This is a genomic window from Sphingomonas radiodurans (assembly GCF_020866845.1).
Classification (GTDB): Bacteria; Pseudomonadota; Alphaproteobacteria; order Sphingomonadales; family Sphingomonadaceae; genus Sphingomonas; species Sphingomonas radiodurans.
On the sequence record NZ_CP086594.1, the window covers coordinates 2,900,724 to 2,914,780 of the forward strand.

General features: G+C 63.3%; 15 protein-coding genes. 5 read left to right on the top strand and 10 right to left on the bottom strand.

Going from position 1 to position 14,057, the window contains the following annotated elements:
* The first annotated feature begins 120 nt into the window (after positions 1-120).
* Positions 121-249, top strand: a complete 129-nt coding sequence (locus LLW23_RS17555; protein WP_270049238.1) for a hypothetical protein — start codon at positions 121-123, stop codon at positions 247-249.
* 267 nt (positions 250-516) lie between these two features.
* On the opposite strand, the gene LLW23_RS13555 is transcribed toward LLW23_RS17555, so the two are convergent.
* The 10 genes from LLW23_RS13555 to LLW23_RS13600 all read right to left on the bottom strand — a co-directional run bounded on the left by LLW23_RS13555 (position 517) and on the right by LLW23_RS13600 (position 9,746).
* On the bottom strand, positions 517-1,422 hold the full coding sequence (locus LLW23_RS13555; RefSeq protein ID WP_228946028.1) for a glycosyltransferase family 2 protein: 906 nt from the start codon (positions 1,420-1,422) through the stop codon (positions 517-519).
* Positions 1,423-1,433: 11 nt separating this feature from the next.
* On the bottom strand, positions 1,434-2,018 hold the full coding sequence (locus tag LLW23_RS13560) for an SAM-dependent methyltransferase (RefSeq protein ID WP_228946029.1): 585 nt from the start codon (positions 2,016-2,018) through the stop codon (positions 1,434-1,436).
* The gene (locus LLW23_RS13565) at positions 2,002-2,682 is read right to left on the bottom strand and encodes a PIG-L deacetylase family protein (RefSeq protein WP_228946030.1); all 681 of its coding nucleotides are present in this window, start codon (positions 2,680-2,682) and stop codon (positions 2,002-2,004) included. The genes LLW23_RS13560 and LLW23_RS13565 overlap by 17 nt, the downstream gene beginning before the upstream one ends.
* Positions 2,679-3,776, bottom strand: a complete 1,098-nt coding sequence (locus LLW23_RS13570; RefSeq protein ID WP_228946031.1) for an acyl-CoA dehydrogenase family protein — start codon at positions 3,774-3,776, stop codon at positions 2,679-2,681. The genes LLW23_RS13565 and LLW23_RS13570 overlap by 4 nt, the downstream gene beginning before the upstream one ends.
* A gap of 2 nt (positions 3,777-3,778) precedes the next feature.
* Entirely contained in the window at positions 3,779-4,474 is a 696-nt protein-coding gene (locus tag LLW23_RS13575; protein ID WP_228946032.1) for a glycosyltransferase, read from the bottom strand.
* Between the two features lie 326 nt (positions 4,475-4,800).
* Complete coding sequence (locus LLW23_RS13580; protein ID WP_228946033.1) at positions 4,801-5,718, bottom strand: glycosyltransferase; 918 nt, start codon at positions 5,716-5,718, stop codon at positions 4,801-4,803.
* Positions 5,715-6,833 (bottom strand): glycosyltransferase, encoded by a 1,119-nt coding sequence (locus tag LLW23_RS13585; protein ID WP_228948588.1) that lies wholly within the window; start codon positions 6,831-6,833, stop codon positions 5,715-5,717. The genes LLW23_RS13580 and LLW23_RS13585 overlap by 4 nt, the downstream gene beginning before the upstream one ends.
* Positions 6,834-7,818: 985 nt before the next feature.
* Positions 7,819-8,166, bottom strand: coding sequence for a DUF2200 domain-containing protein (locus tag LLW23_RS13590; RefSeq protein WP_228946034.1), 348 nt, complete (start codon positions 8,164-8,166; stop codon positions 7,819-7,821).
* A gap of 205 nt (positions 8,167-8,371) precedes the next feature.
* Positions 8,372-9,145, bottom strand: a complete 774-nt coding sequence (locus LLW23_RS13595; protein ID WP_228946035.1) for an SDR family oxidoreductase — start codon at positions 9,143-9,145, stop codon at positions 8,372-8,374.
* A gap of 277 nt (positions 9,146-9,422) precedes the next feature.
* Positions 9,423-9,746, bottom strand: a complete 324-nt coding sequence (locus tag LLW23_RS13600) for a metalloregulator ArsR/SmtB family transcription factor (RefSeq protein ID WP_228946036.1) — start codon at positions 9,744-9,746, stop codon at positions 9,423-9,425.
* 79 nt (positions 9,747-9,825) lie between these two features.
* Between LLW23_RS13600 and LLW23_RS13605 the strand changes: the two genes are divergently transcribed.
* From LLW23_RS13605 to LLW23_RS13620, 4 genes are all read left to right on the top strand, one after another.
* The gene (locus LLW23_RS13605; protein ID WP_228946037.1) at positions 9,826-10,161 is read left to right on the top strand and encodes a hypothetical protein; all 336 of its coding nucleotides are present in this window, start codon (positions 9,826-9,828) and stop codon (positions 10,159-10,161) included.
* 14 nt (positions 10,162-10,175) lie between these two features.
* Positions 10,176-10,826, top strand: coding sequence for a hypothetical protein (locus LLW23_RS13610; RefSeq protein WP_228946038.1), 651 nt, complete (start codon positions 10,176-10,178; stop codon positions 10,824-10,826).
* Positions 10,823-12,202, top strand: coding sequence for an SRPBCC family protein (locus LLW23_RS13615; RefSeq protein ID WP_228946039.1), 1,380 nt, complete (start codon positions 10,823-10,825; stop codon positions 12,200-12,202). The genes LLW23_RS13610 and LLW23_RS13615 overlap by 4 nt, the downstream gene beginning before the upstream one ends.
* 234 nt (positions 12,203-12,436) lie before the next feature.
* Complete coding sequence (locus LLW23_RS13620) at positions 12,437-13,987, top strand: MFS transporter (RefSeq protein ID WP_228946040.1); 1,551 nt, start codon at positions 12,437-12,439, stop codon at positions 13,985-13,987.
* Positions 13,988-14,057 lie beyond the last annotated feature (70 nt).

Genomic DNA, 14,057 nt, shown 5'->3' on the forward strand with positions numbered 1-14,057 from the left:
AGCCCGCTGCTGGTAATTCTGCCACACTCTAGCAAACGCGCGCTCAACGCGTTTATCAGAGTGGTTCCTTGTTGCGCCAGCAGGTCACAGGTCCTCCACCTTTCCACAATCGTGGCCTGGATGGCGACGTTCAGGCCCAATGGGAGGATCGACAGCGACTACGTCGGCGTGGAGATCATGCGCCCGAAGCGGCTACTGCACACCGACGCAGCAGAGCGCGGCACCGAACGCGCCATCGCCGAGCGGTAGAAGGGGCCCGCGGTTGAGATCCTGCACGAATTAGCATTGGAAACGCGGGTTAGCAGCGAGTTCCTCGGCGACCGTCCCGTGGCAGACGCGCAATGAACAAATGCCCGAAACTGGGTAACGGGCAGGAAGGTCTGAACGTCTGAAATGGGTCGAATCTGTTGTGATTAGTAGACGAACGAATTATCCAGGTGATTGGCGACCTAGCGCCCTTCCGCGTCCGTCCGTCAGCATTTTGAATGAGCTTAGCAAAAGCCTCTTTGTGGTACATCAACCAGTGCTCGCAATAGCGCTTACAACTCCGCAGCTTTGCAGCTTCGACGGAAGCGGGTTTGCAATAGGTAACAAGGTGTTCTGGACAACTTGCGCTTTGACGATCTCTGCTGGGTCGGGCGACCGAAGCACTATAAGACGGTCATCTTCAAAGGCTATAAGGCCAATAGCTTGAAAAGCTTCCAGCCAACCTTCCATCGGCCAGACGCTCCAAATCGTCTTAAACAGCTGCGCATTTCTGATGATATCGTTGAAGTGCTGCAGCGGTGGATTGTAGACGGGGTGATGTTGGTGGCAGGCGATCGCTCCGCCAACGAACAGTAGCGGAACGCCCGCCGCATCAGCGCGAAAACCGAAGTCGGTATCTTCAGCGCCATAGCCGCTGAAACGCTCGTCGAAGCCGCCCAGCGATGCAAAGCGCGCCCGATGCATGGCAAAGGTCAGTGACCAGAACAGTCCGGCGTTGCGCTCGCGTCGAACGCCGTTAGTTGGAAACGGACGTGCCGGATGCGACCTGCCTGCTTGCAACAACTCAACGTCAGTCCAATCGTTACCGGCATCACCAGGGCCCAGATACCGAACGTCGGCGCAGAGCAGGGCATCATTAGAGTCAAGCGCAGCGTTTAGCGTAGCGAGGCATTCGCGCAACGGGATGCAATCCACGTCTAGGAAAAGCAGTCGCTTGCTCGTCGCGGCACCGGCAGCGCGATTGCGCGCCATGGCGAGGGGCAGGCCGGTGGTCGGCAGGCGCAGTATCTTCACCGGGAACGTCGTTGACGGCGCAGCGATCGGCTCATCGCTCATGTCGACAACGACAAGCTCGGTTGGTTGCAGCGACGAACGCCGCAGTCCCTCGACCAAATTGACGAAATGCGCGGTCCGGTTGCGGACGATCGTCAGCACGCTTAGCCCAGTCACCGGCGCGTCCACATATCGAGCCGATATCGCTCGGCGCGGTCGGCGTGGACAACGGCTACCGCACTTCCCAGTATCTCACGCAGCTTCGTCGTCGCTTCGTCGCCGGTCTGCGGATAGTCGGTTTCGCCGATGTAGTGCACCAGTAGGATCCGGCCACCAGGTGCAATGTTCTGGCTCAGCCAATCTCCTGCCGCCGACAGATCATGGTCGCTCCAGTAGTAGGCGACCTCGGACAATACGACCAAGTCGAGCCCGCCGACCGCCGGTGCTTCGCGTGGAAACGCTAGCCGATCAAAGCGTACCTGAAGCAGCTTGGCGCATCGCTTGCGCGCGGCGTCGATGGCACCTTGCGCAATGTCTATCGCCAACAAGCGCGTGCAAAGCGGGGCAAGCTTCTGCGTGAGCACGCCGTGCGCGCACCCAATCTCGAGCGCAGAAACATAGCGGCGATCGTCCAGCATGCGCACGGTATGCGCGAATTTGGCCGCCTCATAATCGCTGCTAGCAAGCGACCACGGATCATCGTTACCAGCAAAAATGCCATCGAAGTAATTGGCGTCGAGGCTATTCCCGGACGACATGGCGCACCTCGTTCAAATGCAGGACATCGAAGGCCGGCATCCGCCGTGCAGCAGGAGCAAGGCGGAACCCCTTACCATATACAGCGCTCGTCTGGCTTCGGTGGGCCATCAATGCGTGACGACGTATTCCTGAAGACATTGCACGAGTACGGAAGGTTCGCCTTGCGGCCGCCAGTGCTGGATCACTCCATACGCGGTACTCGAACAGCGCGACGGACCGGCAGGCCGAGTAGATGGCCGCCGTGGCGAGTGCATGAAATGCGGCATGGTCGCAATGCGGCTCCTGGGCCCCGGTGACGGCGACTGCATCAATGCGGAGGGTACGGATGAGCATGGCAAGCCGGCGAACGGTCGACCGCCATGCCGCGCTTTCGGGGTCGTGCGGATGCGCGTCGGCCCATTTTAGGAACTCAGGCCGTCCGCTGTATCCCAAGCGACGTGCCGCAAGCCTTGCCTCGCGTTCTCGAACCCGCGCAAGCCACGGCCCGCCAGCGCGATGCGACGCTGCGCCGTCGGTTAGATACACCAATCCCGCCAAGCGATCCGCCGCGGCGGTTTCGGAGATGAGAGCGCCGGCGCCTAGCGTTTCATCGTCGGCATGGGGCGCCAGCACCAACCATCGTGCACGCGCATAGCGGCTCGTCAGCAGCAGCGGCGCGATCACCACAGCGGATCCTCGCCCCAGCAATCATGCTCAATCCAGTCGCGAACTGCGGTATCGCGAACTTGATCGGGGCCGGCTTGACGCAAGTACAGACTGAGATCGCGAGTGATCTTGTCGACACGTTGCTCAGTGAAGGCGCTGCGGGTGCCGACCAGCCGGGCCGCATGCTCCATCACGTCGAGCGCCGCGCGTTCCACCACGCCGCGGGTTATCCGCACAAAAGCCGCTGCGTCGGCATCTTCGCGACCGGCACGCAGAGCGGCCTCGCGCACCCATAGCCAAGCCGTTCGTGTCGCCACAATTGCGTGACCCAACGCTGCGCGCGACAGTGCATCGGCGCGAGCGGCATCTGACAGCATGGCTCGCGTTTCTGCCAGGAGCGCCTCGATCCCGCCAAGCTGCACCGCCGTGAACCGCCAAGCACCGGCCGTGAACCGCGGTTCGCGGTCGTAATCGCCCGGGGCGCCGAGCAGCGCGGGGTCATCGATCCGATATCCGGTCAGATCATACGTCCCGCTCATGCTCGCGCGCATCCCTCGAACCCGCCAGCCGCTCGCATCCGTTCGTTCAGTTTCATTTGCGGCGACGATCGCGAGACGTCGTGTTCCATCTGCGGGACGGACGGTAACGATCGCGAAGTCGATGCCGCCAGCACCGCTTGCGAAGCTTTTGGCACCTTGCAGCCGCGCACCGTCGTCATCTTCAATCAACGTCACGCCGGGTGCCGGTTGCGTCGCCCAAACGCCGAATACCGCATCCTGATCGAGTAGCTCGCGCAGCCACGCATTCTGGTCAGCCGTCGCATACCAGTCGAACAAAGCTAGCGCGTTAACGTGCCCTTCGAAGAGCCTCCCAACGCTGAGATCACCGCGGCCGACGCGGCGTAGCGCATCAAGCATTGCATAATGACGCTCTACCGGATCGCCGAACTTGTCGCCGCCAGACGCGACCGGCGCGAAACGTCGAAGGAGTCCCGAACGCGCCAGGACCGCAATACTATCGACCGGGTAGCCAGGCGCGTCGTCATAGCCGACCCCAAGCCGTGCCAACTCGCCGACGAGCGGGTCGTCCAAAACCTTTGGTAGGTCGGTCATGTTCACTCTCGGTCCGCAAGCGCAATCAGATGTGCCATCGCGCGCGCCGCCCCGTCGGGCGTATCCAGCGCTGCTGCCGCGGCAGGGTTCAGGCGTTCGGCGGCCGCAATCAACATGGGCCAGTCCGCAGCGGCAGCATCCTCGCACACCACCGCTGCACCGGCTGCAGCCAGGCCGCGCGCGTTCGAGTGCTGCTCGCCGAACGGGCGGTCTTCCGGAACGCACACGAACGGCCGACGCGCTGCCAGCACGATACCGATCACGCCATTTCCAGCACCTCCGATCACGACGCCTGCGCGCGCGATCCATGCCGCCGCATCGCCGACCCACCCAAGGATCAACAAGTTGATCGGAAGATCAGTCGCTTGCTCACACGGGCCGATGACGACCCATTTGCGATCGGGGACGACACGCGCCGCGCGCCCCCAAAAAGCAGCGTCAGTGGACGAGCCCCCGCCGCCCAGAACGACCAGCACCGTGTCGGTCGCCACCGTGACCGATGGCGGACGTGGGCTCAGCCCCGATATGTAGGTGGTCTTGTCGCTGACCCATCCCAGCATCGCCGGATCGTCGAGTGGCGATGCGAACGGTGCGACGATGGAGATCGCAGCGTTGAAGGCCTCGACATGCGGAGCATCGTCCCGCCTTCCTCCAAGCCGCACATAGACGATGGGCACCGAAGCGAGCCGTGCAAGCATTGCGACTTCGCATGACACATCGACAACCATCAGCGCGGGTCGCGCCTCGGCTATCCACGCACTGATCGCGGCAACCCGGCGGCGGATGTTATCATGATCTATCGGCGCGTAATGGAGCGCGGCCGGGCGGTTTACCTCGCCATCCCCGTTATTGAACGCGGTATCGATGCGGTCATCCGGCAAATCGACAAAGGGGTGTGATCCCGTTTTCCCTGCCAGACCCGTACCAAGCATCGTGACCCTGCCATTCCCTTCATCGGAAATAGCCAGAGCGCGGGCGCGATGGCCGACGCCGTGGTGATGAACATAATAACCGATCGGCCGAGTCATCGCACAACGTCCCAAAGCGCCATGTCCTTCGGCATCGGTGGCAAACGACTTTCATGGGCCAGCATTGCCGATATGCCCTTTTGCCGACGTTCCTCGCGCCGCCAGGCCGCTCGGCGCGCCCAGTGTTCCAATGCCGCCACCCGCGGCGCTCCACCATCGTTGATCGTGTCGGCAAGCTCGGCCATGGACGTGGCCATCCCACCGGCAGCGCGCCCTTCGGTCCGCGCGGAGACACGGGTCCAAACCGGCAGCGGGTGCACGAGCCGCGCACCCGCCGCGACCGCGGCGGTCACCAGCGCGCGATCCTCACCGCACGGGATTGCCGGCACGCCACCTATCGCATGATACATATCGGCGCCGATCGCCAGGCTGGCACCGGTGTGATCGCCATGGCGGGGCGACGGATCGTGCGGCACCGGATCGATCGCATCCTCGATCTCGCGCACCATTGCCCAATAACGATCGAACTGGGTGACGACCGACATCACGGCCATCGAGACTGGCTCAAGGTTATCCAGCACGATTCGTCCGCCGACCACGTCCGCACCCGCGTCCATTGCCGCCAGGTTGGCCGCGATCCAACCATCTGGCGGCCGGCAATCAGCATCGGTCGAGATCAGCACGCCGCGATCGCCGACGATGTCCGAACCGACGTGCATGGCGCGCCGCCTTGCCGTTCCCACATGCGCCTCGTCAGGCGCTAGCACGCATCCGTCGATCCGCACGTTGAGCCTTGAGCCGCGATGCGTGGCCAGATCCGCCGCAATCGATGCGCTCTCGTCATCGCTGTTGTTGATGCACAGTGCGACATGGATGGTTCCGGTGTAGGTTTGTGCTGCAAGCGCACCGAGCAGGATCGGCAGACGCGCCGCTTCGTTGCGTGCAGGTACGCAGATGCACACCGCCTTGTTCATGAGTTGTCGACAAGGCTCAGGGCAGAAGGACCGCTATCGTTTTCGGCCTGCAACGCGAGAGAGCGGGGCGCGACCAGCTCGTTGTACAAGGCTTCGTATCCGTCAATCATGGCGCCTGCATCGCAGATCGCTTCGGCTCGCGCACGGCAAGTCGCCCGGTCGAGGGCCATCGCCCGTCGGGCGGCATCGGCGAGCGATACGACATCTCCCGGCGTCGCCAACGCGCCGCTATCGGCATCGACCAGATTGGGTATCTCACCCCGGGCGAATGCCGCCACCGGCGTGCCGCACGACAGCGCCTCGGCGACGACCAGACCGAAAGGTTCATCCCAGCAGGGCGTGCACAGGAACGCTCGTGCACCCGCGATCTGCCGCGACAGGCTCTCATGATCGAGATGCCCGATGTGCCGAATGTTATCGTCGAGGTGAGGCTCGATCTCGGCCGCGAAATAGGCCGGGTTTGATATCGGACCCGCGATGCGAAGCGGCAAACCTACCAGTCGCGCGGCGGCAATGGCCAGATGCGCGCCCTTTTCGGGCACGATGCGGCCATACCAGATGAGGTAGGGCTCAGCGTCGGCTTTGGCGCGATACGAAAACTTGCCTAGATCGATGCCATTGCCGACCACACGGTCGATGGGAACGATTGGTGACCAGAGTTCACGAATCGTCTGGGACACCGCGACGAACCGAGTGCTCTTAGCGCGGCATAGCCGGATGCCGCTCTCCAACCAGCAGAACGGCGGGGTGTGAAGCGCCGTTACCATCGGCATCGGCAACGTGTCCGCCATCGCGACCGGCAGATAGTGCAGCGAATTGTTGTGGACGATGTCGAACGTGCTGCGGCGTAGATTAGACATCAGCCCCAGATATGCGTGGTGTTCGCGGAAGAACATGACATCGGATGCCTCGGCGAGGCCAGCGGCGTTCAACGTCGTTTCGTCGCATATCGCCTCAAGCCCGATCGTCGGATCGGATCGCGTCGAAGCGAATACGGTTACCGCATGTCCCCTGCCACGCAGCGACTTGGCCAGGCGGTGGGTATGCATTTCAAGCCCACCCGGGAACGGTTCGCTGATGGCATGCTTCAGGTGTGCAACCATCGCTATCCGCATCAATCCGTCTTCCTACAGTGAAAGGCCCGTACGAGCCGGACGGTGTGTTTGTTTGCGCACCGATCGGCAAATGAGGCGGACCATCGACGGCGGTTGAACGCTAAAACGGATAACGAACCGCAATTCAAAAATGATCCATAACCGAAATGATTTTCAGCCGGTGGTTTCGAAGGCCGCGTCGGAGAGGTGAAATGTTTTGAACGCGCTGACATAGTCTTCTGTGGTTGCGCGGTGACTAGCCACGACGCGGCTATTAAAACGTGCGGCACCGCTCATCAGGCCACTTAAAAGAGGTAAAGCTCCTATATCGTCTGCGGGCCCGAAATGTTTTGTGGTAATATTCCTGAGAATAGGATGAACAAACGTCGAGCGCTGAGAAAGCAAGGGAGACTGCCCAGCGTCGGAAAATTTATCCTCACTGCCGCTCCGACTACTCCAATGCTATCGACTATTCAGGCACAGGGCTTGTTAAAGTATCGCATGGACCGTCGATGATCGTCGTAACGCCGCATCCGCCCAAGATCTCGCCGCCATGTCGCAATAGAGGGGCATTGCTTCAAGATCCTCCTCTATGATGAGTGCGCGGTTGCTTAGAAGCTCCCAGGCAGCTCGACGAAGTCTTCGCCCTTGCGGGGAAGTACGTAGGGGCGGAGGCTGGCCTACAGGTGCTCTGACGATCACGCGCTACCCACCCCGCCGGTAACCAGATCGCCGTCGCAAAGCCCAATGAGCATCGCGGATAGAGCGATCCGCGTTGCACCGACAGCACCCCACCGCTGTATTCATCCAGTCGGCCGCACGACCGTCGTGCCCGTCATTCGATCTCCGGATCCGTTTTTCCGTCGAAGACTGTGGCTGGCGCTGAGAGCTGCGTACGAGTATGAACGACCGTCTGAAGCTGAGATGAAGACCGAGCGCACCTGACGTCCGCTTCTGGGTCGTGATCGCCTCCGAGTTGCTCGGAGGGGGCAGCACTTTGCGGTCACTAACCGCGTAGGATCTTGTCCATGGCCCGGCCTTTGGCAAGTTCATCGATCATCTTATCGAGCCGCCGAATCTCTCGCATCAGTGGTTCCTCGACCGCTTCGACCCTGACGCCACACACCACGCCTGTCACCAGGTTGCGCGAAGCATTCATCTCTGGCGCTTGTCCGAAGAAGTCGGCGACCGTCATCGATGTCGCAAGCGCGGCGTCCAATGATTGCTGCGTATGCCCGGTCAGCCAGCAGACGATCGCATCGACTTCCGCCTTGGTGCGACCCTTCCTCTCCGCCTTCGCCACATAGGCGGGGTACAGTCCGTTGAAGCTCGTGCCGTAAATGCGGTGCGTCATTCCCACCTCGCGTCCAAGAAGGGCTCGCTTAGCTCGGCCCGCCAGCGTTCGCCAACTGCCAACCCATGACTCTCCAGACGCTGCATCAATTGCCTGAGAGAGCGCCGTCAGCGTGAGATGAACGTGCTTCCGATTCTAGCATGAAGCAATGCGTCGTTGAGCGTCGGAGATTGAGCCGATGCGAGCCGACGACCGGCAACCCAGGTTATTTGCCGCCTGCCTCACGCTGCTTGGCGGCGCGCTCCGTCAAGGTCTTCAACGTCTCGTCGAACCTGCCCTCGCGCTCGGCTTGGCGTAAAAACTGCACCTCGTCGACGAGGATCTCGCGCGGGGTCGGTTGCAGGGAGAACTGGGCGACAACGGCGTCGGCGAAGGCATCAAGTGGCATGTAGCCGGGACGGTTCGCCTGCCCCGGTGTGAGATCAGTCTGCACGCCAGGCGGCGCCAGCTCGATGACCTCGACTTTGCCCGCCAGTTGGGTTCGTAGCGAGACGGTATAGGAGTGGATTGCTGCCTTGGTCGCCGAGTAGGTCGGCGCGGCCACCAGCGGCACATAAGCAAGACCCGAAGTGACGGTTACGATCGCTGCATCAGGCTGACCGGTCAGGTGGTCGATCAGCGCATTCGTCAGCCGGATCGGGCCGAGGATGTTGATTGCCAGCGTCGCCTCGGCATCTGCTAGATCACGCCGCGTCGTCAGGTCCTCAAACTTCATGATGCCGGCGTTGTTGAATAGCACATTCAGCGACGGGAAGTCTGCCACGACCTTTTTGGCGAACGCGTCGACTGCCGCTGTGTCCTCGACGTCAAGGGTCACGGTGTGGATGCGACCGCGCCCGGCTGCCGCTTGTTGCAACGCTTCCGGGCGGCGGCCGGCGATGATGACGGTATCGCCACGATCGTGGAAGCGGTGGGCCAGCGCTTCACCAATGCCAGTGCCTCCGCCAGTCATCAGGATCGTGTTACCGCTGGTCTTCATCGCTGACTGCTCCGAGCTGGGACGTGGTGGTTGGCTCAAAATGCCCGACACCGCGGATCGTTCATCGGCACCCCGACTGGACTTGCGACAGACGCGAGCCCTTACGTCGTGCTGCATGGCCGGATGTGCGTCATTGAACGCGCCTGTGACATCGGCAGTTTGCCCAACTCAAGCGATCGAAAGCGGCACAAAGTCGACGTGAACAAATGGCCAAGTCGGCCCACCTTGCCGCCATCGCGAATGACCGCAAGTGGGTCTCTGCCGCCAGCCTTCTAGCCTATGCGCTGTCGGAGGCCGTCTGCTTGCGCGCCAAGTCCGCACTCTCCGCTTTGAGTGGCCGCGATACGGGGCAGACCTCCTGAACATAGGCGTTAAGCGTGTTGGCGAGGTTGGCGGCGACCAAACGGTAGAAAACGAACTGCCCGCGCTTTTCGCTAGCCACCAGTCCAGCGTTCTCCAGCACTGACAGGTGCTGCGACACGGCGGGCTTGGACATCTCAAACCGCGACGCGATCTCGCCCGCGCTCAGTTCCGTGCGCGCGAGATAGGCCAAGATTTTGCGGCGGGGAGTGGACGCCAGAGCTTCAAACACTTTCTGCATGAAAAGGTAATTAAGGGATAAGCTAACCACTTGACAAGGGGTGGCTTGTCACAGATCATTTAAGCCGTGAGTTAAACGCTTGAAGGCTGACATGATGCCGGACCCTGATCGCTGCCATGTGAACTCGCTGGTGGAGCTGCCCGAAAGCAGTCCAGTGGAAGGCGTCGTACGATGGGACCCGGTGCAATCGCTATGGAACGGCACCATGCTGGCGGCGTCGCTGCTGGCGGCGTCGCTGCTGGTGGCGCCGGCGCTGTTCAGCTGGGGGGCGCTGGCAGTGTGCCTAGTGCGGACCGGTTCCACCCTGCTGCTGGGACATAGTGTCGGTTTTCACCGCCGGCTGATCCACCGCAGTTTCGACTGCCCGTTGTGGCTGGAACGCATGCTGGTCTGGGCGGTACGCTTTTGGGTATGAGCGGGCCATTGTGGATGATCCGCACTCATGACCTGCGCGACTGGGCACAGCGGCGCAGCGACTGCCACGACTATCTAGCGCACCGCCGCCCGCCGCTTGGCGACGCATGGTGGCAGATGCACTGCCGGCTCGAACTGGCGCGTCCGCCCGCGTTTGACCTTGGCAGGGCAGGGCGCGATCCGTTTTACCGTTTCCTGGAAGCGACGTGGATGGCGCAGCAGTTGCCGGTGGCGGCGCTGCTGTTCGCGGCGGGGGGGTGGGGCTGGGTGGTATGGGGCGTGTGCGTGCGCGTCTGCCTGTCGGTTACAGGTCACTGGTTCGTTGGGCATCTTGCACACCGGACGGGGCCGCAGAGCTGGCTGGTAACTGATGCGGGTGTGCAGGCGCACGATGTGCCCTGGGCGGCGATTCCCACCATGGGCGAGGCTTGGCACAACAATCACCATGCTTTCCCAGGATCGGCGCGCATCGGCCCCTATCCGGGCCAGAGCGACTGGGGCTATGCCTTCCTCCTGCTCCTGGAACGGGCGAGGCTCGTCTGGAACATCGCGCTGCCCGAGCATCTGGCGCGCGAGGGCGTACTGACCAGGGTGGCGCCCCGAGCACAGGCACGAGGCCGGACCCGTTGCCTCCGACGCTGCAGCAGTCAGGGTCTAAGCCGATGAGCCGATTGCTATCCTTCGCCGGCATGACGCGCCCGGTCGCTTACGCGATGCTCGCCCCGGTGTTGCTGCTTGTGCAGCACGCCACTGTCTTCCTGCTGCTCGCGACGAAGGGCAACTCTCTCTTGCCGGACGCCGGCTTCTGGCTGCTGCCGCTAAGGCGGTTGGCGACGAGCCCGGACCTGCCGGCCGGTCACGCCGCGCTGGCGTTCGCTGTCTCCTTGACGTCGGCGGGAGCGTTGGCGCTGCTGTCGTTCCGACGGGCCAATTGGTCAGGCGCGGGATACGCAATGGCGGCGGCCACGGTTATCCCGGCCGTGCAGATGTTGGCTGTTGCGGTGCTCACGCTGCTGCCCCGCTTCGCCAGACGGACGCAGGCCGGTCCCGAACTCGCGCCGGGCGCAGACGTCGCCCACGTGATCCAGGGCTTGCTCGCGGGCGTCGCGCTGATCGTGGCGGCTGTGCTGGTGTCGGCGCTAACGCTGGGCAGCTACGGCTGGAGCCTCTTCGTGTTCACGCCGTTCCTGGTCGGCGTGACCACCGGCTACCTGGTCAACCGTCGCCTGCTGCTGAGCTGGGGCTCCACCGCCCGGCTGGTGCTAGCCGCCGCGGCGCTGGGCACGGTCGCGCTCTTGGCTTTCGCGCTGGAGGGTCTGATCTGCATATTGCTGGCGGCGCCCCTCGGCGCGGTCGCAGCCGTAGTGGGAGGCGCTGCCGGGCGTGCGGTAGCTCGCGCGGCGCACGGCGGTGGCCGACCGCTAGCAAGCTTGGCGCTGCTGCCCGCCCTGTTCGCGCTGGAGGCGGCCGTGCCGCCGGTGCTGCCGATCGCCAGCCGCGCGTCGGTCGACGTCGCGGCATCGAACGCTGCGGTATGGGCGGCGCTTACCGACGGCGGCGCCATTACCGGCGGTCCCGGTCTGGTGGGTGCGGCGGGCCTTGCCTATCCAGTGCGCGGCCGGCTGCTCGGGGAGGGTGTCGGCGCCGTCCGCCTGGGCGAGTTCTCGACCGGCATCGCGCGCGAGCGCGTAACGGAGTGGGTGCCCGGCCGCCGGCTCGCCTTCGCCGTACTGACGCAGCCGCCCGCCATGGAAGAGACGAGCCCCTATCGTCGTGTGCACTCGCCGCACGTGCAGGGTTACTTCGATACCGGCACGACGCGCTTCACGCTGACTCCACTGCCAAGGGGAGGCACCCGGCTGGACATCGAGGCCCGCCACGTCATGCGCATCGAGCCGGTGCTTTATTGGGAGCCGCTGGCCCGGCTCGCCATCCGGATCAATCTGTCTCGGGTCCTAGACGATCTGAAGCAGAAAGCCGAGCAGTTGAACGCCGCCGGGAGTGACCCAGAAATATATAAGCAGCCTTCGGAGCCTGTTTGAGACCCATTGGAACCCAGATGAATGAAGGTCCGCTTGTGGGTAGCGACCTAATGCCGGCGAATGACCTGATGTGGGTCTTCGTTGACGCCAAGCTGGCGTCTGCTTAGCCCCGATCGCGGCCACGAACGCGCGGTGCAGTGATGCGCGACAACATCCATCCGGTGCGACGACGTGCGATTGCCTCGTTTCAACCTAGCGTACTACGGATTTCCTCAGGGTATTCGAGGGACGGCGATGGTTCTGATAGCAAGCAGCCGCGTGTCGATGGTCGGCGAACGGTGGCCACTGTTCTGGGCGGGGTGCTTTGCGATCAGCGCGGGCGTGCTGCTGCACCTTCCGATGCTCGCCATGGCGCATGCGATGGGCAACCACCTGTCGGGCATGCCGATGGACGGCTGGATGTACTTGGGCATGGGGCTGATCGGAGTAGGCGTACCGGCCGCGATCATCGGCGCACTCCCCAAGCATCGCTCCATTGACGATGCGAGCGTCGGCACGACGTTTGAGGCGCCCGACGATACGCCGCTGACGCGCTCGCATGCCGCCGTTCTGGTGGTGCTGACGCTGGGCCTGATCATCGACACGATGAAGCCGGCGACGCTCGGCTTCGTGCTGCCAGGTATGCGCGGGGAATACGGCATGGCCAAGTCAACGGCCGCACTGCTGCCGTTTGTGGCATTGACTGGCACAACGGTCGGATCGTTCCTGTGGGGCTGGCTGGCAGACATCTATGGGCGGCGCGTGTCGATCCTGCTGTCGACCATCCTGTTCGTCTCGACCTCCATCTGCGGCGCGATGCCGTCCTACGACTGGAACCTCGTCATGTGCTTCCTGATGGGGTGCTCGGCAGGCGGCATGTTGCCCGTCGTGTACACGCTGCTCGCCGAAGTCATGCCGCCGCGGCATCGCAGCTGGGTGCTGGTGTTGGTCGGCGGAACGGGACTGGTCGGTGGCTATCTTGCGGCGAGTGGCGCGGCGCACCTGTTTGAACCCTTGTTCGGCTGGCGCAGCCTATGGCTGCAGGGCTTTCCAACCGGGTTGCTGCTGCTCGCCATGGCGCGGTGGATCCCAGAATCGCCACGATTTCTGCTCCAACGCGGCATGCACGCGGAGCTCGCCGCCATGACCCGGCGGTTTGGGATCGTCCGACGCCCGCCCGTAGCAGCGCCGACGGATACGGCACCGGCAGCCGCCTATCCGCGCGAGCTGACCGCCGCACTGGTGATCACCGCGCTGTCCTGGAGCTTCGTTAATTTTGGCCTGCTGCTTTGGCTGCCGACTGACCTGCAGGATCGCGGCTTCAGCGCCGAGATTGCCAGCGGCATCATCGCCAGTTCCGCACTCGTCGCGCTTCCCACGATCGTGATCGCGGCTGTGCTGTACAGCCGGTGGAGCAGTAAGCGCACGCTGATCGGCACCGTGCTACTGACGTTGGCTGGGCTGGTCGGCGCGCTTCTTCCTGCGCAGACCCTGGCGTGGCCGCCGCTGCTGGTGGCTGTGATCGCGCTGCTGGTGGTAGGCACCAATGGGCTGATCGCGGTGCTGCTCCCCTATGCGGCGGAGAACTACAGTATGGGCGTGCGCGGACGCGCCACCGGCTTGATTGCGGCGAGCAACAAATTCGGCGGCGTTGCGGTCCAGCTCGCAGCGTTCGCAGGCATGATCCCGACCTTGGGCGGTGCCGCCGTCGCGCTGATCGTTCCAATGGGCCTGTCGGCGGCGCTGATTGCACGTGCCGGGCGCGAAACGCGCGGACGCAGCCTGCGCGAGCTGGAAGCAGCCTAGCGAACGAAGCTGGTCGCGATCGGTAAGGCCGTCCCCGAACACCATGACGTTAAGATGCCCAACTCAAGCG